Origin of the sequence: Streptosporangium sp. LJ11, assembly GCF_051918945.1 — a bacterium.
Taxonomy (GTDB): domain Bacteria; phylum Actinomycetota; class Actinomycetes; order Streptosporangiales; family Streptosporangiaceae; genus Streptosporangium.
In genome coordinates, this window is the sequence record NZ_JBPXMB010000020.1 from 1 (window position 1) to 20262 (window position 20262).

The window sequence follows — 20262 nt, forward strand, 5'->3', positions numbered from 1 at the left end:
GAAGCGGCTCGATGAGCGCCCACTGGGCATCGGTCAGATCCGACGGGTAACCACGACGAGCAGACGACATCCAGCCCTCTGCCCGCGCCAGTCATCGATGTCACACCTCTGCGACCCCTATCTCACACCCTCTCAAACACGCTCTCAGGCATGGCCACGGCAGTTCTCCCGTCCAGCGAGCTGTGAAAGCTCGGCTTAAGGCGCATCAAAGGGTTGCCAGACCTTATCTGGTAGCGGGTCTTCCGCAACATTGGGGTAGCGCTGAGGCGTGACTGCCGATGAAGCTTCCCTCATGCCGCAACCTAAGCGACGAACTGGACGTGGAGTCGAAGCGCCTCCGCTTTTGTATCAGTTACGCGTCATGATGGCAGTCGTCACCGACCGGGACGGTGCCGCTCATGGGGTGCTGGCAGCGCCTCAGAAGATGCGGCCCTGGGTGACTAACTGGGTGACAACGGCCACGGACGGGGCCGGACGGCGGCGGATCGCCGTGGACTGTTTGTGCAGGTGGGGGCGGGTATCAGGCATGGTCCCGCCCCCTCCCGGTTTGCCTGGAGGTCAAGGGGGCGCAGGTTCAAATCCTGTCGCCCCGACCAGGTTTTAGCTGGTCGGCAGGGGTTTCGGAGTCTCTCCGGAGCCCCTTTTCCGATCTTCGGGAGCCAGACGGGGAGCCGCTGGGTCACGCGGACCGGCTCTGCCTTTTCAAGATATTGTCCATGGCCTGGGCGCCCTTGGTGAGCGCGGGCCTGATCTCGTGACGGTAGGCCGTCTCGGTCACGTGCGTGCTGACGTGGCCCACGAGATCGCTGATGTCCTCCACCGGCACGTCGTGTGCGCTCAGGATGGACACGAAACTGTGGCGGAGTTCGCGAGGCGTCCAGTCCTCGCCGAGTCCCGCCAACATGGTGATCTTCTGGAACTCCCGGCGCACCTGCCACCGGTCGAGCGCCGTGCCGTCCTCACGGCAGAAGACGAGATCGTGATCCTGCCACTTCTCGCCCGCCTGAAGCCGCTCAACAGCTTGGCGCCGATGATGCGCCCTGAGCGCTTCGGCTGCCTTCTTGGGCAGCTTCAGGGCCCGCCTGGATCGCTTGGTCTTCGTGTCACCCTTGGCCCGCACGGCGCGGTACACGGCGACCGTGAACCGCGCCGGGTTGTGCGGAGACCAGCGACTCCACCGGACCCGGGGCAGACCATCTCCAGCAATCCCGGCGCGGTTCACCTGATGGTGAGCTGACAGAGGTGGAGAGGCACATCCTGGCCCCGCGGGTGAAGGAGCTTGAGCAGCGCCTGCAATCGTGGGATCTCCTGCGAGTCGTTCGGCACATCGAGGTTGTGGCCGGCCTGAGGTGAGATAGGCCGAGTTCGGCGCGGAAGATGTCTCCACCACCTCCGGTGGGTTCAGTGCACGAGCTTTCCGGTTGAGGAGCTCATGACGTTCCGGGCACGAGGTTCCCGGGTGACGAACTGAGCGACAACGACGTTCCGGGTGGGGGGTTGGTAGATCTGGGAACGTCGGGTGGGAGGCCGGCGTCGGCGTCAGTAGCGCAGGTCCGCCAGGACGCCGTAGTGGTCGGAGGGCACCACGTCGCCGACGGGCTCCTCGCCGATCACCTTGCAGTGCACCGGATGGCCCGCGCCGCCCCGGCGCGGCCAGGCCGACAGCACGTGGTCGATCCTGCGGTCCGGCCACAGCGCCGGCGCCGCCCACGGGTTGTTTCTGGCCCAGGTGTACCCGCCGGCCGGGCCGTTTCCCGCGGTCTCCCAGGCGTCGTGGAACACCAGGCCGGGTGCGGCCGGAACGGACTTGCCGGTCAGCATGCGCAGCTCGTCACTGTCGGGGTCGGCGTTGAAGTCGCCGCACAACACCGTCGGGTGCCGGCGCTGCCGCGTCTCGGCGACGAAGGCGGCCACCTCGCGCACCTGCCGCTGGCGCTCGCCGCTGTGCTCGGGCCGCCAGGTCAGTGCCACCACGTAGACGTGCACGACGCCGCGCGGGCCGTCGATCCCGGCGTACAGCACCTGGCCTCCGGCGTCCGGGCCACCGGTCAGCTCGCGCGACTCGTGCGCGCCGATCGGCCAGCGCGACAGGACGGCCAGGCCGGAGCGCACGCCCTCGGTCTCGTAGGCGCCCTCGAACACGTGGTACGGCATCCCGAGCCGTGCGTCCTGGCCGTCCCACGCCTCCACCAGCCCCACCACGTCGGGGGCGTGCCGCTCCAGGGTGGCGCGGATCGCGGTCTCGCGACGCTTCCACGGGCCGTACCTGCCCCACACGTTCCAGGTGACGAGCCGGAACGTCGTCGTGATGAGCGGCCCGTAGGGCTCGGCGATGTCGTAGGCCATCCGTATCCTCCCGCACCGTTTCGGTCTGACGGCGAAGATCCCATCCTCGGGGAGCGGTCCCCCGGCCTACAACCGGTCGCGAGTTCGTCCGTGGACGCGCGTACCGCGCTTATGTGCGGACGTGCGCGTGACATGGACGATTACCCGCTGTCGGGAATCAGGCGGGGCACGTCGGCTTCTCTGTCGCCGGTCCGCTGCCGCTCTGCGGTGGTTCAATGGCAGATGGGATGGATAAGCAGGATGTTGTGTGACATTCCTGATATCTGATGTCGGATTTGGTTCGTATACCTGCCCGGATGAACCCATTCCTCGAAAGGCTGGAACGGGCAAGCGCCTGGAGTGGAGATTGTGGTTGTCGATGCCGGCCGATCAGGGCCCGTGTGCCCGTTCGCGGATGAACTGAGTAGTTCGACGAGGCTCACGTACTCTGTCGGCCGGCCCGTTCGAGACGGATGCTGCTGCCATGACACGCGAACTGATGGGGATGGCTCTCGGCGCCATCACCGCGGGACCTGTCGTGGTCTCGCTGCTCGAGCCGACGAACGCCCTCGGAAACTCCATCAGAGGTTCCTGGTGCGCCGTGGGGTGGGACGGGTTCCACTGCTCACTCGCCGTCACCGTACTGACGATGGCTGGTCTCGGCGCGATCGGCGCGGTTCTGGACGGCGCCGTTCCGTGGGCGCTCAAGGTGCCGGGATGGTGCGGCATCGCGCTGTGGTCGATTCCCTTCACCGGTTGCGGAGCCGTGTTCCTCGGGCCGCTGCTCGACTGGATTCCGCGGTGGCTGTTCGCCGTCGTCCTGTACCTGCTCGGCAACAGCGTGTTCTTCCTGACCGTCGAGGTGTGGCGAGCCCACTGGAGTCTGCGGGCGGCGGCATTCCTCGCCGTACTCGTGTTGGTGCTGCCGGCGGGCCGATGGGCGCTCCAGCTCGTCCAGGCGTAGTTCCGGTGGTTCACCGGCGGTGTCGTGCGCGGCGTCGGCCCTTCCGTGTCTCGGGGACCACGAGGATACGAGGTATGCGGGTTTCACCCGGATGGCGGCTTGGAGTCCTTGGGCCGCGAGGTTCGGTCCTTGTGCGCGAGGTCGGCGTCGCGCATGGATTCGGGCAGGGAGCCGAACCATTCGAGCACGGCGCGTTCGTATCCCAGGCCGAATCGCAGGGTCGCCCGCAGGTAGGGGGCGGGGATGTCGAACGAAGCTCGTCATGAACGAGCCGCACGGCCGGCTCGGCCGGCGTCAGCTCCATATGATCTCGACGCCGTACGAAATGATCCTTTTCTCGCCATTGGTGTGGGCATGTTAGGAAAGGAGGGTGTTCCGCCACCGCTTCGGCATGTCAGGCGTTCACATGTGCGCGGCGTTCGAAAACTGTATGGTCGGCGTGTTTGGCGAGTGTCGTAAATCTTAGCTAATCGGAGAAATGGGATGAAAAATCCCGAACGGGACTGGCCGCAGCCTGTCTATTCGAGTATCTATGTCGCAAAACTGATTGAAATGCTTGAAATGCGTATGATATCCCTTCCGGAAGACGTGGGCGCCGCGCTGCGCACGATACTGACCGACCGGACACTCGACGACCGGCAGGCCGAGGACAAGATCGCAGATCTGGCCGATGAAACCGCTCGTACAGACGAGACACTTCTCTACCTGTGGGCCGAAGCGCGAGCCGGTGAGCCCGACCGGAGGCGGGGATGGGGAACTCACACCCCGTCCCGCCGCAGCCAGGACGGGCCCACCCGTCGCTGGCGATGTCCCGAATCGGGCTGCTCCACCGATGAACCCGGGCTGGAGTGGGCGCCGTCGACCATGACGCACTGTCCGAGTCACCCTGACCGTGAACTGGTCCCACACCCGCTGTCTCCCGGGACCTGAAGGTGGTCGAGAGTCTCGGGAAGATCATCCTGGAGCCGCTGGCAGGCCGATGGCGAGGCGTCGCCATCGGTGGCAGCGTCATGACATGGCTCGTTCTCGCTCTGATCGTTCTCTTGACGGTGCACCCGAAACCGGGCAGCACCTGGCCGGTCGATTGCGGCCCGGCCGCGACGTCGCCTCGCCCGCTCGTCTGCGCCGTGGCCGCGAATGTGAACGGCCCGGTCCTGGTCCTCGCGTTGACCGTCGCCCTCATTGTCGGTACGGCGTTCGTCTCCATGGCGTTGGCTCCCCTGTTGTTGCGGACGGCTCAGGCCGAGAGGTGGGGTGACTGGCCCGGCGCCCGGCGGCTGTCGAAGCTGCTCCACTCCCGCAGCCGGAGAAAACGCCCGCGGGCATACCCGAGTGTCGTCCATCCCGCGGGTCTTCGGCCGACTCGGCTGGCCAACCGGTTCGCCGCCCTCGGTGAGCGGGTCGACAAGACACTGGGCCTCGATCTCACTGTGATCTGGAATTTGCTGATCTGTGTGGTTCCCCAGGAGACAAGAACCCAGTTCACCGACAAGACGCAGGGTCTGCATGTCACCTGCCAGCACCTGCTGCTGTGCCTGGGCGGTACGGCTGGAGCGGTCGCCCTGCTCCCGGGGTTCGGATATCGGGCGATGGCTCTGGTGCTCGGCTGTCTTCTCGTCACCGCGGTGTGGAGGCGCCTGGCGGACATGGTCGACGAGTACTGTGAGATGGCGCTGACAACCCTGGTCCTCCACAAGGACGCCCTTTACGAGGCGATCGGCGAGACGTCTCCAGGGGCCCAGGAGGACCTGAGGCAGCGAGGTCTGGAGCTCACGGAAAAGATTCGGAAGATCACGGGCTGAGAAAGCCGATCGTGTGAAGAAGATCCTCGAAGTGTGGGTTCGCACGGGTTCGTCCGACAGGCCGGGCGGAGGGTCATGAATGATCATCGTGCCGCGACTCGTCTCCTTCGAGAGTCCGGGCGAACGCTCGTCAGGAGCGGTCGAGAAAGCCGGATGACCTGCGTGGACGGCATTGTCGGCAGGCGTGGTGCTCACTTCAAGAAGAAGATCTTGAATTCGAAGTGGTCCCCGTCGGCGGTCCAGTAGCCACTGCCGGCGGCCTTGGTGAAGAGGCGTTCCCGGCGGAGGAGTGCGTAGGCGTCGTTGGCGATCGCCTGGCCGGCGCCGGGTGTCGCGCCTGACGCGAAGATCAGTACGAATCCCGCATGGCGGCCGGCGTGGGGCGAGTTTTGAATGCGGCGGTTCACCTCTTTGACCAGGGCGCGCCCCCCGCCCGCACCGAATCCCGAGGGAGAGATCTCCACGTCGAAAACGAATGGCCGGGTGTCCAGACCCCGCTCGTGGACCGGAGTGCTGGGCCGCGGGGAAGGGGTGGGTGCGGGCTTCCTCACGGGCAACTCCGCCAAGCCGACCAGGAGCAGCACCAGGAACAGGTCAGCGAAGAGCCACCCCGCGAGCATGGTCAGACCCAGCCGGTTCCGGATCATCTGCCGGCTCCCGAGTACGGCGGGTGGTAACCATCCCCGTCAAGGCGATCCACAAGAAACTGCAGCCGGATGACCATCTCATTGAACTGCTCCGCGCGCTGGCTCAATCCCTCCAGCGCTTTCCCGAGCACCTGGGTCGACTGGCTGACCTCACTGGCCAACTCATGGTGCGCGTGCGCCTCGTGACGAGACGTCTCGCGCTCATCCCGAATGGTCTTGAGCAGTTTCTGCGCCTCCTCCCCGATTTCCTGGGAGACCTTGGAAACCGCGGCCTGCGTGGCCTGGAGCTGGCTGACGATCTCCTGGGTTCCCTGCAGCCGCGTTCCCAGCTCTTTCAACTCCGTCGCCGCGGCCGTCCACTGCTGGAACATCTCGTGCAGCTTGCTTCCCGGACTGGTGTTGACCGCGGTCACGATGTCGGTGCCGGTCTTCGACAGGGCCTCGGAGAGCACGGCCGCCGCGTCGGAGATCCTGGCACCGACCCGCATCAGTTCGATCTTGCTGACTCCCGGTGCCTCCGCGATCAGCGTCCCGGTGACCAGCAACGTGGCCTCTGCCAGGAGCGCCGCCAGCCGCCGTCTCCGGTCGGCCAGAATCCGCTCGTACGCGCCACGCAGCATGTGCGTCAGCACCACCAGCACGAGTACGACGCCCACCACTCCGGCGATCACCTGCGCCGACTGCGACAGCGGCGTCACCTTTCCGCCGAACCCCTGCTGCCAGGCGAGCAGGAACGGCTCGTCGCCCCTGTAGTCCTCGAAAGCCGCCAGAGCATCAGCGATCTTCAACCATGTGTACGCCACCGGCACGAAGACCAGAACATCGCGAAGCAGCTCCAGAGCGGACAGGAGCCACCGGAACGTTCCCAGTCGATCGGGCAGGATCAAATGCGGTTGGTAGGCTCCGGCGAGGTCCACGCCCGCGAGGTCGGCGTGCCGGGTCTCCAGCTTCTCCGCGAGGGCGCGCACCGCTACCTCGCCGGGGGATTTACCTTTTGCGAGTTTCTTCAGGTCGCTCGCGACCTGCGGCAGGCTATGGCTCAAGGGGGAGTCCAGGATCCGAGGGCGGGCGGCGGCGTCGGAGTATTCGCCACCAGGGGTCCATGCGGGATGTGAGGTCGTCGGCCAGTGCGGGCCGGGGATCCGGCAGGTGGTTGTCCCGGTAGTAGGCCAGGCGGAGCGTCTCACGTACCCGGGCCAGAGCCGTCTCGCCGAGAGGAAGCGTCTCCAGCGCGTGCAGCAACGCGGGATCGGGTTCGTGCAACAGCCGTTCCAGCACCTCGGGACGGCCGATGAATCGTCGAGGCAGGGTTCCGAGGAGTGAGACGAGGCGGGTGGAAACCTGCGGTTCCGACTCGACCATCAGGCGGATCTGATCCACGAGCACCCGCCTGGTGAGAAGTTCGTCCACGTCGTCGCGCGTTGCTCGTTTTGCCCGCCCGCACAGCGCCGAGAAGACCGCCCGGGCGCCGTCCGGGTCCACGTTGGCGTGCCGGGTGATCCAGCGGATCAGCTCGCCGAAGGTGTGATTCTGCGCTGTGTGTTCCAGCAACATCCGGCGATCGGCCCGGGTGGTGAGCATGCGGGAGACTCGAGCCAGGTCGTCCAGCCCGACCAGGGGGTTCTCGGCGAGCATCCGGGCGGGCAGTGGCCCGAACTTCGCCAGGCCGGCCAGCAGGTCCCGCTCGCTCGGGTTCGCGAGCACCCGATCCAGTGCCTCGCGACGAAGGGCGGTCTCGACGACATGCGGCAGGTCGCATCCCATGGCCGGTAGCAACAGGGCGGTCGGCGCCGTCCGGGCCGCGTTTTTGATCCGTTCCAGCGCGTGAGGTTCGGCCAGCCGGTCGAGTTTGCCGGGGGACAGCGTCGGCAGCCGGGCCAGATCGGCGAGCACGCCGGGCGCGAACTGCGTGTTCGCCGCCCACATCCGTGCCTCGTCGAGGTCGGCGGGGGGCGGCCCATGAGTGGCGAGCGCGATTCCGTCGAGCCCGTCGGCCGCGTACGCGTCCGCCATCGCCTCCGCGAAGGGCAGCAGGATCGGGTCGTGGACCGGCGCGCCGACGTCGAGCCGCCGGCGGGTGGCGACCACGGGTGAATAGGACGCGGTGTCCTTCAGGAAGACGGCGGTCGGCAGGTTCTGCCGGACGTCGTCCGGCTCGTGGCTCGCGAACGACGGGACCTGGCCGATCAGGTCGCCGAGGAGACAGGTCAACGCCAGCGGGTCCGCCTCGCCGACGATCGTGTACTTCTCCCCGGGAGCGGTCAGCAGTCGCGCGAACAGGTCCGCCACGTGTGCGGGGGAAAGCGTTCGGGCTCGCCTCCGCAGCACCTCGAGCCCTCCGTCCGACGCCGGTCCGAGGTCCGACCAATCGAGGACGTCGAGGTCAGGGGCGTGCCAGCCGTCCCAGACGGTGAGGCCGAGTGCCGTACGCGCGGTCAGCCCAGGTCCCAGGATGGCGCGCGCCGCGGATCCTTCGCGCCCGTCCGCCGAGGTTGTCGGCTCTTTCCGGATGAGGACGCCGATCCCTTCGTGAGTCAGGTGAACGAAGCCGACACCCGACCGTGCGGCCCACACGTGCTCGCGCAGGAGACGGTCCCATCGGGCGAGCAGGTCGGCGGGGAGCGTGGTGCCGACCGGCCCCATGCCGCGGGTGCCCAGCAGGGAGGTCTCCGACCAGGAGTAAAGGACCTGGTGCAGCGCGTCACTCATGTCGTCAGATCCTCGTTCGGCCGTAGTAGCGTCTCGTCGAGAATGCCGATCATCGCGAACACCGACAGCAGCGGTTTCAACACTCGGCACTGCCGGAACGCGCCGGGGAAGGTGTCGTCCTTGGCGGGGCCGTTGGTGGCGGAGGCGAAGTGCAGCGTGCTCTGGTAGCACTGCTGGGCGGGCCGCAGCCAGGGGGCCGCGCCGCGCCGGACGAGGTATGCGTAAACGTCCGCGCTTTCCTGCTCGACCGTACCGAGGTCGATCTCCTCCTCCGCGCTGCCCTGGGCGAGCCAGTCACTGACGACACCGTCCTGGAACCTGATCAGATCGGCTTTGGCCACCACGACGGCCGCGGCCACGGGCAGGAAGTCCGGCAGGCTCGGCGAGCGGGGCCGCTCCCTCGCGCCGAGCCTTCGCAGTGCCACGTCGAAGCTACGATCGCCCTGCGCGGCGAGCCCCGGCCGGGCGGGGAAGGTGTCCGGGTCGACGACGAACATGAGCGCGTTCGCGGATGCGAAGAACCGGATGTCGGGGTCGTCGGGCCGCTCCAGGCGTTCGCCGGCGATGTCGAAGAAGGAGACGGAGAAAGACCGGTTCCTGGCGTTGGTGACTTTCAGCGCGTCGCAGAAGGCGACCGGGACGTTGGCCGGGGTGCCCTGAAGCCGTTGCCGGTGGCGGATCAGCGGGTCGACGTTGGTTCGCATGTACTCCTGGTGGCTGTGCAGGTCGAGCGGGCCGATTTGCAGGCCGAGCGGGGCGAGGGCGGGATCGTTCGAGCAGAGCCTGGAGATCATCGCGGCCAGCAGGTGGGTCTTGCCCGCTTGGGACTGGCCGACCATGCCGATCGTGATCGGTGAGTAGTCGGCGTAGTCGTAGGGGAGCAGATGGGTGCCAGGCTGGTCGAGGTTCGCACACGGCCGGTAGCTCGTGGTCAGCCGGTGCCGCCACGACCCCTCGCTCTCACGCGGATCGCGGAGGACGATCTCCGGTCGTCCGGTCTGGCCCCTCTGTACCGGTGGGCTGTTCTCCCAGTCGATCCATCGCTGGCAGATCGGGCAGAAAACGTCTCTCATAGCAGCAGACCGATCAGGAGGATCAGCAGGAGGAACATGCCGGCGACGGCCACCGGCGCTGCCCAGGCGGGTGTGCCGGCGGCCGGGTGGATCGTGATGAACGCCGGCCGCGGCGACACGATCCGCCGCCTCGGCCTGAGGGCGGGACGACTCGCGGCCCACGGCCGGTACGCGGCGCGGAACATCCGCTGGCGGGCACGCAACTGAGTGAAAGCGGCGAGAAGCTCCTGGTCTCTGGCGGCGAGGGCGTCCTCACGGACGTTTCTGGGGGTCCGCTTCAGGCGGTCGAGCAGGACCCGGGACGAGGGGCGGGCGTCCGGATCCTCGGCGAAGACATCGTCGAGAACGGCGCGGGTCACCGGGTCGCGGCGCAGGAGCAGATCGCGCACCATGCTGTCCTGGACCTCCAGGATCTGGTGCCGCAGGTCCGTCGGGTCCTTGGGCGGCTTCGTCCCGGTGAGGATCTGGTAGATGACGAATCCGGCTTCGCGGATGTCGTCCTCGTGCCGGGCGGGCCTTCCATCAGGGGTCGTCCCCGCCAATGCGGCTTGGCCGAAATCAACGATCTGCAGGGTGGTGCCGTCCCAGCGCAGGGTGTCGAGCCCGATGCCGCCGTGGACCACGCGCGACACGCGGAGCAGCTCCAGGCCCTGCAGCAGGTCGATGACGATGCGCATGCCCGTGTCATGGCCGAGCGGCCAGTTCGCCTTGTCGCGCACCACCTCGGCGAGTGGGCGTCCACGGTGGGTGACGACGACGAACGGCGGTTGCTCGTCGAAGTTGTAACCGAGGCATTTTCCGATCAGCTCGCCGCCGCGTCGGCCGAGGTACTTGGCCACCTGGCGTTCGCGTTCGAGCCGAGGCACGGCATCGGCTCCGCTCAAAGCGAGCTTCTGTGCCACCGGTTCACCAAATCTGTTTCGGCCCAGCCTATATTTGATGCCCGATTCGTTACGTTGCTGCCCGTTGAAGTCAATGACATAGGGGATCGGTGTTCCGTCAACTGTGTCGCTCGGCACAAGGCGGAGATCCTCCTCGGCCATCACACCCCCGGACTCGCTAAATGAACATGTAATCTTTTACCATACTCACCTCCGCTTATGGTTACTCTTACCTCTGAACGATCAGGAGAGCGGGAGTAGCGTGAGAAACGACGTCATAGCCCTAATGCAGGGCCTCTACTACGACGGGGATCTCGCTCGCCTCCTTCTGGTGCGGATAGGTATGCGGCCTGCCCAGATTCCTACTTTCCGTACAGCCGAGACATTTTGGCCGGAAGTGGTTCTGCGCTTGGAGAACGGGCTGATCAAGAACGGGATTCTGCTCCTGCTTGAGGCGGCGGAGAAGGATCATCCCGGCAATGCGGAAATCAGCTATCTGATCATTCGAATAAAGGCCCTGAGCGGCGGTGACGCGACCGGTCCCGTGCGCGTGCTCTGCCTGTTCGCCGACCCGCTCGACCGGTCGAAAATCCGTCTGGCCGAAGAGGCGCGACTGCTCCAGGAGATCGCCGACAGAGGGGGGATCGATCTACGCATTCGGTATGCCGTCCGAGTCGCGGACATCATCCGCATGATAATTAGCGAAAAACCACAAATACTTCACTTTGCCGGACATGGTGGGCAAAGCGGACTTCTTGTGTTCGGGGATGATCGGGGAGGGGTGGCGCCCGTCAGATCCGAGGACTTCGCGGGCGCCGTGGCCGCGACCGTGGGAGTGCTCGACTGCGTCGTTCTGAATTCTTGTTTCACAACGGGTAATGCTCATGTGTTCCGTGGCGCGACCCGGGCGGTGGCCGGATCCGCTACGTCGATCGACGACCGATGCGCGCTCGCATTCGCCCGTGGTTTCTACACCGGAGTCGCCGCCGGAATGAAGATCCATAGGGCGTACGAAACCGGAGTGGCGGAAATGAAACTGGGTCGCTGTGACGTCGCCGGCATGCATTTTTTCCCCTTCGGGGAGGGGGATCGGTGAACGAGGAGGAGCTGCGGCGCAAATTCGAGAACGGTCGTCGCCGGGGACGCGACCCGGTCAACAGCGGCACCGACGGCGACGCGATGACCACGGCCGACTCGCTCTGGCTGGCCGACTACTGCTCCGAGTGCGGCCACACGTTCCGGCAGGGGGACAAGGTCCTGGTCCGGTACGGCCCGCCCCTGCAGGTCCGGCACCACAGCCCCGCGCTGCCCTGCTCTCACCAGATCAAGGGCGAGGTCGTGGCCGAGGACGACCCGCGGACCCGCCGGTTCCATCAGGCCCTCGACGACGCCAATCCACCTCCGGGGGGCATCCACACGGAGAGACTGATGCCGGGCGATCCGCTGCTCGTCCCGGTCAAGCCCCGGTTGCACTGCGCGTTCTGCAGCAAGACGTTCCGGCCGTACGAACTGGCCGTTCGCTGCCCGTGCAGCCCGGAGGAGCCCAAGTGCGGTCTCGGTGTGCACCGCGATCCGGGCAACGGGAACGACTGTTACGACGCCTGGATCACGTACGGACCGCTCAGCCGCTGCCCGACCAGCTTCCAGAAGGTGGAGTCGTCCGGTGCGTGACGAGCGTTTCGCGAGGCACGCGCTCATCCCGGGCTGGGACCAGTCGGCACTGTCCGGTGCCACCGCGGTGGTCGTGGGCGTGGGGGCGGTTGGCACCGAGGTGGCCCGCCTGCTGGCCCAGGCGGGAGTCGGCCACTTGATCCTCTGCGACCGCGACTCCGTCGAGCTCTCGAATCTCAGCCGGGGCGCCTTGTTCGGCCGGCGTGATCTCGGTACGTCCAAGGCGGAGGCGGCGGCCGTCGCGCTGCGCGAGTCGAACCCGGGCCTGCGGGTGCGGGTCCGCGCCGGCGACTTTCGGCACGGGATCGGCCTGGCCGAACTGCGGGACACCGACCTCGTCCTGAGCTGTCTCGACAGCGTCGCGGACCGGATCGCGCTGGCGGCACGCTGCGCACTGGTCGGCGCCGGCCTTCTCGACGCCGGCACCTCCGCGTGGGGTGGCGAGGTCCGCTACTACCCGCCGGGCGGAGCCTGTTTCGCCTGCGGCTGCACCCCGGCGGAGCGCGCACTGGACGCCTGGCATGTCGCGTGCGCGGACCCGCCCGGCCATATGGGCGCGTCCGCGCCCGTATCGGCGCTGATCGCGTCCTGGCAGGCCGTGCAGGCGGTCCGGTTGCTGTTCGGGCTGCCCGTTCCCGCGGGCGTGATCCGGCTGGACCCGATCAGCGGTGAGAGCACGCCGATCGCGACGAGACCGGATCCCGGCTGCCCCTGCCACCGGTCCCTCGACCCCGACCGCATCTCCCCGGCGGGTCTCACCGCGGCCGCGACCGTGGCGGAGTACCTGACCCTGGTGAAGCCGGGCGAGCAGGCGCTGACCTGGCATCCGATCGTGCCTGGCGACCCGCTCGCGCCGGCGGCGCTCGGCGCGGCCGCACCCGGCGCCCGGCTGGCCGACCTGGGCATTCCCCCGGGCGAGATCCTTCCAGTGGTCCAGCCTCCCGGCGGTGTCAGATATCTGGAACTCGGAACGGAGACCACCTGATGAAGCACCCCGAAGTGGCCAAGCTTCTGAGCCGGCTCTACTTCGACGAGAGCGCGGCCCAAGCGTTCCTGATACATGTTGGAATGCCCGTTTACCTGATCCCCAAGTTCTTCAACCCGCTGGACTTCTGGACGGTGACGGTGGCGCACCTGGAAAACGGCCTCGGGATCGTGGACGGGGTCGGGTCGGTCATCGCCGCCGCCGCCGGGATGTTCCCCGGAAACCCTGAAATCCAGCAGATGCACGCCAAGTGGTCCGGCGTGGCACAGCAGCCCGAGGTCGTCGTCCCGGGCAGGCCGATCAGCCCCGAAGGCCCGTGTCCGACGCTGACCCTGGTCGGCGTCGACCTTCCCAACGAGTTCCTGGACGTCATCAGGCAGCAACTGGGTCCCAATGCCGGCGACCTGCTCTATGTCTCCAAGGAGCAGTGCGCGGTGGCGATCCCGGACCCCGGCGACGGCGCGCCGCGGCTCCGGGAGCAGATCCAGGAGCTGATGCAGACGTACGCGCCCAACGCCAAGATCCAGGTGGTGTACGAGAAGTACAAGTTCCGGCCGTACCTCTACAGCGACCTCACGGTGTTCGGCCCCGACACCACGCCGTACAGGTTGCAGGGGGTGCCGGCGACGATGACCCCCGCCGACATCGCGGCCGCGATCGTGGAGGAGACCCGTTCCGCCATGACCGACAAGAGAGGCGGGACCGTGAGCACGGTCATCGACCACGAGACCGAGAACGGTCCCGAACGGCTCGATCCCGAGAAGACGCTGCACGAGAACAAGGTGAAGGACAAGGGCAAGCTCCGGGTGGGCACCAAGGCGATCGCCGGGAACATCTCACCGGAGCTCCGCCTGGAGTCCCAGCTGCGGATGCGGGCCCAGATCCGCAGGTACGCCCTCGGCCACCCGGCCTTCGAGATCGTCGACTACGACAACGAGGACCTGCCGAACCGCCTCGCCATCGAGCTCAACGGCCCCGGGCTGGCTCCGCCCGAGAACCTCGGCGAATTCCTCGCCGGCACCGACAACCTCAACCTCGACGACTTCCGCGATCTCCCCTGGGACGAGCTGCGGCCGACCCGGATCGACTTCCACCGGTTCACCATCCATCTGACGCCGATGTTCCCGGTCGTGGCGCCGTACGTGGTGTGGAACACGCCGGTGTTCCACCCGAACATCTGGCGCGAGCAGTCGCCCGGTGTACGGGCGGGAACGGTGTGCCTCGGCCCGCTCATGGGGGGTTACCGGCCCGACCTCGACTTCGGTTATCTGTCGCAGCTCCTCACGGACATCGGCACCTACCGCAACTACGACGTCGTCGACGCGACCACCTTCCCGGATCCGCCGGCTGCGTTCTGGGCGCGGACCCGCCCCGGCCAGGAGGTCATCCAGTCGCTCGGCGGTCCGCCCATGCGGGAGGCGACCGAGCGTGAATCCGAGAAACGGCTCATCCCATCGGTATGGCTCAGGCCACTGAGCGACGCGATCGACGAACTCTGACGGTGCACCGTGGTCAGCGGGGGAGCGGGGAAGGGGACCACATGGAACTCGAGCTGGAGCTCTATCGCGGAGAAGAGCTCACCTACTACACCAGCATGGAGTTCATCGGCCTTCTGCAGCGCGCGGCGCTCGTGCATTTCGGCGACGTGGCCAGGCAGGGAGAGATCCAGTTCCGGATAGAGGAGCCGGGCGATCCGGTCGCCTACCCGGGCCCGCCAAAGATCCGCAACCTCGCCACCAGCTGCGGGCACTGCACGCTCCGGGTGGTCCAGAACGACCACACGCTTCACGAACAGCGGTTCCCGGTCAGCGAGTTCCTCGGTCCCGTGCTGGCCGAGGACATGAGCAAGCTCGAAGCGGAGGAGACCCTCTGGAGCTTCCGGCTGCTGCGGCGGCGAGCACTCGCGCTTCTCCTCGTCACCACCGCCATCCGGACGCTCACCCGCCACGAACGTCCGGAACCGAAGGTGGAGGGCGCCGTCGAGGTGGATCCGCGAGAACGCCGCCACCGGCCGTTCACGCTGACCCAGGTGGCGGACGCGGACGCCCAGGTGGTCGAGCCGGGGAAACTCGGCATTCCCCCGGACGAGCTGGGCCGTTTGACCATACTCATGTCGCGGGACATCCACCGGCGTTTCGTGCGCACGATGCCGCTCTCCGACCGGATGGAAGAGGGCGGGTTCATGCTCGGGAGGGTGACCAAGGCGCGAGACGACGCGCACCTGGTCGAGGTCACCCACATCACCCCCGCACACCGGTCCGGAGCCGGGATGGTGCACTTCACCTTCACCGGCGAGTCCTTCTTCGCGGCAGCCCAGTTGATCGAGGAGCGTGGCCTCGGTGAGGAGTTGCTGGGCTGGTACCACACCCACCTGTTCGGCGTGGACCACGAGATGGGCCTGTCCTCGATCGACATCGACCTGCATCTCGCCACCTTCCAGAAGCAGTGGCAGGTCGCCGCCTTGCTCAACCTGTCGCGCGACGGGCGCACGCTGCGTTTCTACGGCCGGGGCGATGACGGACTGAAGGAGTACCCGCAGTGGATCAGCGATGACAGCGGCCGATACCGCCCTGCGCGTCACTCGATGGGCGGCGACTGACGTGCGCGCGCCGCTGCCCGAAGGCGGTCTGGGCGACGCGAGGGCGCTGGGCGCGCCCGGTGCCGACCTGCTGGCCGAGCTGGGCCGGCTGGCCTGCGTCACGGCGGCGCGACTGCGCCTCGCCCCGTCGCCCCTCGGGGACGAGCGCCCGCCCGGTGTCGGCGCCGCCCTGCTCGCCGCCGCCCTCGGCGGGAGCAGGCACGCCGAGAAGGCCCGCCTGTTGCTGCGCGCCGTTCCCCGGCCGCGCACCGCCCGCGACCTTCTCGCCTACCACGGGCTGGCCGGACCGGCCGCCGGGTTGCTGCCCGGCTACGCCGACAGGCTTCGCGACCTGTCCCCGCTGACCGGCCTCCTCGACCGGCCCGGCCCGCGGACCGCCGCCGACTGCGAGGACCTGCTCGACCGGCTCAGGGGTGAGCCGTACGGCCGGGCCCTGCTCGTGCGTCGCTTCGCGGCGCCCCCGGCCGAACCCGAGCAGGCGCTGTGGCGGGGGGAGTGCCTGGCCTACATCCGGCACGAGGACCCCGACTTCGTACTGGACGTGTACGAGACGGCCTTCCTGTACCACCGGACCGAGCACGAGATCCGGGCGCGCGCTGCCTGGGTCCACCTCGACGCGGGGTCCCCTCGGACGGCCGTCCCGACCGCCACCTGGTGGCGGGCCCTGGCGGAACTGGAAGCCGCCGACTCCGCCCGTGTCAGGCGGCGAACCCAGCTGGCCGATCGACGGTTCGGCACCAACCTGTTCCGGCGCGTACGTGATCTGGAGACCGCATGAATCCCCGTCTTGAGATCGTTTACCACGACGAAGCGCAGCTCACCCGGTTCTCCGGGCTCCGGGGCGACACCGTTCTCGGCGCGGCGCTCGCCGATGCCGATCTGCTCCTGACCACACCCCTGCCTCCGCACCTGGCCGGGCTCCCCATCAGCGCCCTGAACTACGACCCCCTGCGGGCCGCGCAGCTCGTGCCCGGCAGCGTCGTCTACTACCCCGGCGGCGAAGAGCTCGTGGTCGGTGACGCGCCCGATCGCGACCTGGCGGCCGACGGCCGGCCCGAACGGCCCGAGCTGGTCAGCGAGGCGGAGGCCACCCAACTGGCCTACCACGCCTCCATCCATGAGGCCGCCTCGTTCCTGCGGGCGGGTCTGTCGGTCCTGATCTCCTGCGACAAGATCGTGGTGCCGCATCTGGCGGAGCACATCGTGCACCTGAGCACGCAGGAGCCCCATGTGCTGAGCGTCCCGACCCCACCGTCGGACCAGGCCACCGCCGAGCCGGTCGACATGCGGCGGCTGAACGCCGCCGGCGGTCCCACCAGCCTGCGGCAGCGGCTGCTCGCCCAGCTGCGCGAGTTGCTGGAAGAACTGAGCGAGGGGCAGGTCCTCGTCATCTCCCACCTGGACCTGCTCGGCGGTGGCTCCGATTCCGCGCTGGCCAACGAGACGCGGGACCTGGTCGACCTGCTCTACAGCGCGGAGAAACAGGTCATGCTGGCCTTCAGCGACCCGTCCCTGACGCTGCCGGAAGTGCTCGCCTCCCGGTTCGCGGTGCGGATGGCGTTCGAGGGCAGCCCGCGCAACGTCCGTCACCCCAAGGACGGCAGCATCCAGCCGATCGAGCACGCCCTGCTGACCGTCAGCGAGGCGGAGCGGTTCGCCGGCATCGACACCGCCGACTTCTACAAGTACGTCGCCGGCCTCAACCCCGTACGGCTCCGGCAGGCCATCCGATACTCCTACCAGGAGACCGAGGGCCGGGAGAACGTCACGGTCAAGGACCTGCAGCAGAACATCCGGAAGTTCAAGGCGCAGGCGTCGAACAGCTTCGAGATCCCCGACGTCACCTTCTCCCAGATCGGCGGCTACCACGACGTCAAGGCTGAGATCCAGCGAGCGCTGGACGTCATGTCGGCCGCCTCGACGCTGCCGGAGGATGACCAGGGCCTGCGCGGCGAGCTGATCCCGCGCGGGTTCATCTTCCACGGCGAACCCGGCACGGGCAAGACACTGTTCGCCAAGGCCATCGCCAACGCCATGGACGCGACGATCCAGGTCGTCTCCGGTCCCGAGGTCACCGACAAATACGTCGGTGAGAGCGAGCGAAAGATCAGGGAACTGTTCGCCGAAGCTCGCAGGAACGCTCCCGCGGTCATCGTGTTCGACGAGTTCGACGCGATCGCCGCCAGCCGCAGCACCTCGGACGACGGAGGCAGCCGCGCGGGAAACGCGATGGTGGCGCAGATCCTGACCGAGATGGATGGGTTCCGGCCGGATGTGCAGATGCTCGTCGTCGGTACCACCAACCGCCTGGAGATCATCGATCGGGCGTTGCTGCGGCCGAGCCGGTTCCAGAGTTTCCACATCGGCCTGCCGGACCCCGAGGCACGCCGCGGCATCATCGAGGTGCACGCCAAACGGTTCAAGGTCGACGTCCACGGGCTCATCGATCCCCTGGTCGTGGCCACCGAGGGCTGGAACGGAGACGAGATCCGGGCTCTGTTCCGGGACGCCTACGTCGGCCGGTGGCAGGAGGAGAAGGAGGCCGACGCCGAACGGCTGGGCGAACTCGTCGGCCACTACCAGCGGGCCAGGCGCGAGCAGCAGCGGAGCAAGGCGGGACGCCAGTGAGACTCAGCGAGAACCACCTGCGGATCGTCCGGAGCCTGCAGGCCGTCATCCGTGACCTGGACAACAAGTTCGTGGGCCGCAGGGAGGCCGCGAACCTGCTTGTCCTGGCAGTGGTGGCCCGCGAGCACCTGCTCCTGATCGGGCCGCCGGGCACGGCCAAAACAGATCTCATCCAACGGTTCGCGGGGCTGATCCACGCCAGGCCGTTCACCTACCTGCTCACCCGGTTCACCGAACCTTCGGAGATCTTCGGGCCGCTCGACTTCGAGCTGTTCCAGAAGGGCGTCTACCGGATCAAGAGCGAGGACATGCTGCCGGACTCCGAGGTCGTCTTCCTCGACGAGGTGTTCCAGGGCAGCAGCGCCATCCTCAACACCCTGCTCACGCTCGTGAACGAGCGCCGGTTCCACAACGGCGCGAAAGCCGAGGCCACCCCGCTGATCAGCATGTTCGGTGCGTCGAGCGAGCTGCCGGACGATCCGGCGTTGCGGGCTTTCGGCGACCGGTTCCTGCTGCGCCTGGAGGTCGAGCCGGTGAGCCGCACCCGGCTGCCCGAGCTGCTCGAGCGGGGGTGGGAACAGGAGCGGCAGCGCATACTCGGCGACGGGGTGACGGCCGCGCCCTCGCTGCAGCAGATGGATCTGCAGGCGTTGTCGTCCGTGCTCAGGGACGTCGACCTGCGGCCGGTGCGCGGCGTCTTCGGCGATCTCGTCGGTGAGTTGCTGGCCCAGGGGGTAGCCCTGTCGGACCGCAGGATCGTCCGCGGGCAGAAGCTGATCGCGGCCGCCGCGCTGCTCCGCGAGGACGGCACCGCCCGCGCCCGCGACCTGTGGCCGCTCGCCCACTTCTGGACCGAGCAGAACGACGCGGGCCCGGTCAGGGACGCCGTGTACGAGCGGGTCACCGCCGACGGCGCGGATGCGCGGACGCCGCGTCGAAGCACCACCGAGCTGGAGACGCTGGCACGGCACCAGGTCTCGCTCGTCCACAACCGGCCGGGCCGGGTCGCTCGCGGCTCGGTCATCGCCGCGCTGCGTACCGTCAACGAACTGCTCACCGACGCCAGGAGCGAGCATCCCGCGGCGCATGCCACCCATGCCGCGATCCAGGGGCTGCGAGACCAGCTCACGCTCCTGCTCGACGAGCAGAACTGACCGACGTCACAACATCCAGGGAGGGACGGCATGTGCAACCCCCGGCGCATCCGCGTACAGGCAACACGCAGGATCGCTGAAGCGTGGAAGGCCGAGATCGAGCAGGCCGCGACGGTAACCGGCGATGTGACGTCCGAGGCCCGGCTCACCCAGTCGATCGCCGACCTGCTCCCGCCGGCCGCCCTCGCGGCCTTCGACCAGGCTGTGGCCGACAATTCCGAATGGGTGTGGCAGGACGGGAAATACCGCAGGTCGGTACCCGGCGGAGAGACCACCTACCAGCCCGGCACCGGAGAGATCGAGATCGTTGTTCAGCTCAGTGCGGCCATCGAGGCGGTCGGCACCGCCAGGCTCGAGGCGTCCGGCGAGATCGTGGACGAGATCGTGGCCGAAGCGAGCGACGGCTACTACCGCGACGGATTTCGCGGCCGGACCAAGGAGGCCGCGCGCGCCCGGGCCAAGGCCGCGGCCGAGGCCGAACTCGACGGCCTGGCCGCCGAGCGCAAGGAGGCGCTCGTCCAGCAGGCCAAGGAGGCCGCCAAACACGCGCTCAACCAGCATGTGGACGAGGCGAAGGAGGAGGCGCGGCACGACGCGCAGCGGCGGCTGACCCTGCGCGCCGACGAGATGCGACAGGAACTCGACCAGGCCGCGGCCCGGAGTCTCGAAGCCGTCCAGCACGAGTGTCTTGAAGCGATCATGCAGCTGGTCGCGATGGGCTACTCGAACGCGCTGCAGGCCTATGCCGCCCAGCACGGCGAGAACCTCCAGGTCATCGAGGAAGACGGCGTCATTCAGATCCAGTTCGAGGTGGAGAGGTAGTC

General features: G+C 67.7%; 19 protein-coding genes. 12 read left to right on the top strand and 7 right to left on the bottom strand.

All coding sequences use genetic code 11. The features are described 5' to 3' along the window. Positions 1–679: 679 nt before the first annotated feature. Positions 680–1132, bottom strand: coding sequence for a tyrosine-type recombinase/integrase (locus ACTOQ3_RS27485; protein ID WP_440086286.1), 453 nt, complete (start codon positions 1130–1132; stop codon positions 680–682). A 407-nt stretch (positions 1133–1539) separates the two neighbouring features. Then, positions 1540–2346 carry an endonuclease/exonuclease/phosphatase family protein gene (locus ACTOQ3_RS27490; protein WP_440086287.1) on the bottom strand — a complete coding sequence of 269 codons (807 nt, stop codon included), beginning with the start codon at positions 2344–2346 and terminating at the stop codon, positions 1540–1542. Between the two features lie 463 nt (positions 2347–2809). Between ACTOQ3_RS27490 and ACTOQ3_RS27495 the strand changes: the two genes are divergently transcribed. From ACTOQ3_RS27495 to ACTOQ3_RS27505, 3 genes are all read left to right on the top strand, one after another. After that, positions 2810–3289, top strand: a complete 480-nt coding sequence (locus ACTOQ3_RS27495; RefSeq protein WP_440086289.1) for a hypothetical protein — start codon at positions 2810–2812, stop codon at positions 3287–3289. A gap of 483 nt (positions 3290–3772) precedes the next feature. After that, entirely contained in the window at positions 3773–4219 is a 447-nt protein-coding gene (locus ACTOQ3_RS27500) for a hypothetical protein (protein WP_440086291.1), read from the top strand. 2 nt (positions 4220–4221) lie between these two features. After that, positions 4222–5091, top strand: coding sequence for a hypothetical protein (locus ACTOQ3_RS27505; protein ID WP_440086292.1), 870 nt, complete (start codon positions 4222–4224; stop codon positions 5089–5091). Between the two features lie 191 nt (positions 5092–5282). Here the strand turns inward: ACTOQ3_RS27505 and ACTOQ3_RS27510 are convergent, their stop codons facing one another. The 5 genes from ACTOQ3_RS27510 to ACTOQ3_RS27530 are packed head-to-tail and all read right to left on the bottom strand — an operon-like array spanning position 5283 to position 10563. Beyond that, positions 5283–5738 (bottom strand): hypothetical protein, encoded by a 456-nt coding sequence (locus ACTOQ3_RS27510; protein ID WP_440086293.1) that lies wholly within the window; start codon positions 5736–5738, stop codon positions 5283–5285. Continuing rightward, a complete protein-coding gene (locus tag ACTOQ3_RS27515; RefSeq protein ID WP_440086294.1) occupies positions 5735–6781 on the bottom strand; it encodes a hypothetical protein in 1047 nt (348 codons plus the stop codon). The genes ACTOQ3_RS27510 and ACTOQ3_RS27515 overlap by 4 nt, the downstream gene beginning before the upstream one ends. Then, positions 6771–8447 (bottom strand): hypothetical protein, encoded by a 1677-nt coding sequence (locus ACTOQ3_RS27520; RefSeq protein WP_440086295.1) that lies wholly within the window; start codon positions 8445–8447, stop codon positions 6771–6773. The genes ACTOQ3_RS27515 and ACTOQ3_RS27520 overlap by 11 nt, the downstream gene beginning before the upstream one ends. After that, the gene (locus tag ACTOQ3_RS27525; RefSeq protein WP_440086296.1) at positions 8444–9520 is read right to left on the bottom strand and encodes a hypothetical protein; all 1077 of its coding nucleotides are present in this window, start codon (positions 9518–9520) and stop codon (positions 8444–8446) included. The genes ACTOQ3_RS27520 and ACTOQ3_RS27525 overlap by 4 nt, the downstream gene beginning before the upstream one ends. Next, positions 9517–10563 (bottom strand): hypothetical protein, encoded by a 1047-nt coding sequence (locus tag ACTOQ3_RS27530; protein ID WP_440086297.1) that lies wholly within the window; start codon positions 10561–10563, stop codon positions 9517–9519. The genes ACTOQ3_RS27525 and ACTOQ3_RS27530 overlap by 4 nt, the downstream gene beginning before the upstream one ends. A gap of 100 nt (positions 10564–10663) precedes the next feature. Here ACTOQ3_RS27530 and ACTOQ3_RS27535 point away from each other — a divergent pair, with 100 nt between their 5' ends. The 9 genes from ACTOQ3_RS27535 to ACTOQ3_RS27575 are packed head-to-tail and all read left to right on the top strand — an operon-like array spanning position 10664 to position 20260. Next, positions 10664–11497 carry a CHAT domain-containing protein gene (locus ACTOQ3_RS27535; protein WP_440086298.1) on the top strand — a complete coding sequence of 278 codons (834 nt, stop codon included), beginning with the start codon at positions 10664–10666 and terminating at the stop codon, positions 11495–11497. Next, positions 11494–12072, top strand: a complete 579-nt coding sequence (locus ACTOQ3_RS27540) for a hypothetical protein (RefSeq protein WP_440086299.1) — start codon at positions 11494–11496, stop codon at positions 12070–12072. Before ACTOQ3_RS27535 ends, ACTOQ3_RS27540 begins: the two co-directional genes overlap by 4 nt. Beyond that, on the top strand, positions 12065–13057 hold the full coding sequence (locus ACTOQ3_RS27545; protein WP_440086300.1) for a HesA/MoeB/ThiF family protein: 993 nt from the start codon (positions 12065–12067) through the stop codon (positions 13055–13057). The genes ACTOQ3_RS27540 and ACTOQ3_RS27545 overlap by 8 nt, the downstream gene beginning before the upstream one ends. Next, entirely contained in the window at positions 13057–14556 is a 1500-nt protein-coding gene (locus tag ACTOQ3_RS27550; protein WP_440086301.1) for a hypothetical protein, read from the top strand. Before ACTOQ3_RS27545 ends, ACTOQ3_RS27550 begins: the two co-directional genes overlap by 1 nt. Positions 14557–14597: 41 nt before the next feature. Next, positions 14598–15656: a JAB N-terminal domain-containing protein gene (locus ACTOQ3_RS27555; RefSeq protein WP_440086302.1), complete on the top strand. Its 1059-nt coding sequence runs from the start codon at positions 14598–14600 to the stop codon at positions 15654–15656. Next, positions 15607–16434 carry a hypothetical protein gene (locus ACTOQ3_RS27560; RefSeq protein ID WP_440086303.1) on the top strand — a complete coding sequence of 276 codons (828 nt, stop codon included), beginning with the start codon at positions 15607–15609 and terminating at the stop codon, positions 16432–16434. Before ACTOQ3_RS27555 ends, ACTOQ3_RS27560 begins: the two co-directional genes overlap by 50 nt. Then, entirely contained in the window at positions 16431–18284 is a 1854-nt protein-coding gene (locus ACTOQ3_RS27565; RefSeq protein WP_440086304.1) for an ATP-binding protein, read from the top strand. Before ACTOQ3_RS27560 ends, ACTOQ3_RS27565 begins: the two co-directional genes overlap by 4 nt. Continuing rightward, positions 18281–19438: an AAA family ATPase gene (locus tag ACTOQ3_RS27570; RefSeq protein ID WP_440086305.1), complete on the top strand. Its 1158-nt coding sequence runs from the start codon at positions 18281–18283 to the stop codon at positions 19436–19438. The genes ACTOQ3_RS27565 and ACTOQ3_RS27570 overlap by 4 nt, the downstream gene beginning before the upstream one ends. Before the next feature lie 30 nt (positions 19439–19468). Beyond that, positions 19469–20260 carry a hypothetical protein gene (locus ACTOQ3_RS27575; RefSeq protein ID WP_440086306.1) on the top strand — a complete coding sequence of 264 codons (792 nt, stop codon included), beginning with the start codon at positions 19469–19471 and terminating at the stop codon, positions 20258–20260. Positions 20261–20262: the final 2 nt, after the last annotated feature.

Excerpts from the sequence above, each read along its gene's own strand:
- ACTOQ3_RS27490 (WP_440086287.1), bottom strand. The coding sequence starts at position 2,346 with ATGGCCTACGACATCGCCGAGCCCTACGGGCCGCTCATCACGACGACG.
- ACTOQ3_RS27495 (WP_440086289.1), top strand. The coding sequence starts at position 2,810 with ATGACACGCGAACTGATGGGGATGGCTCTCGGCGCCATCACCGCGGGA.
- ACTOQ3_RS27500 (WP_440086291.1), top strand. The coding sequence starts at position 3,773 with ATGAAAAATCCCGAACGGGACTGGCCGCAGCCTGTCTATTCGAGTATC.
- ACTOQ3_RS27510 (WP_440086293.1), bottom strand. The coding sequence starts at position 5,738 with ATGATCCGGAACCGGCTGGGTCTGACCATGCTCGCGGGGTGGCTCTTC.
- ACTOQ3_RS27520 (WP_440086295.1), bottom strand. The coding sequence starts at position 8,447 with ATGAGTGACGCGCTGCACCAGGTCCTTTACTCCTGGTCGGAGACCTCC.
- ACTOQ3_RS27525 (WP_440086296.1), bottom strand. The coding sequence starts at position 9,520 with ATGAGAGACGTTTTCTGCCCGATCTGCCAGCGATGGATCGACTGGGAG.
- ACTOQ3_RS27530 (WP_440086297.1), bottom strand. The coding sequence starts at position 10,563 with ATGGCCGAGGAGGATCTCCGCCTTGTGCCGAGCGACACAGTTGACGGA.
- ACTOQ3_RS27550 (WP_440086301.1), top strand. The coding sequence starts at position 13,057 with ATGAAGCACCCCGAAGTGGCCAAGCTTCTGAGCCGGCTCTACTTCGAC.
- ACTOQ3_RS27555 (WP_440086302.1), top strand. The coding sequence starts at position 14,598 with ATGGAACTCGAGCTGGAGCTCTATCGCGGAGAAGAGCTCACCTACTAC.
- ACTOQ3_RS27560 (WP_440086303.1), top strand. The coding sequence starts at position 15,607 with ATGACAGCGGCCGATACCGCCCTGCGCGTCACTCGATGGGCGGCGACT.
- ACTOQ3_RS27565 (WP_440086304.1), top strand. The coding sequence starts at position 16,431 with ATGAATCCCCGTCTTGAGATCGTTTACCACGACGAAGCGCAGCTCACC.
- ACTOQ3_RS27575 (WP_440086306.1), top strand. The coding sequence starts at position 19,469 with ATGTGCAACCCCCGGCGCATCCGCGTACAGGCAACACGCAGGATCGCT.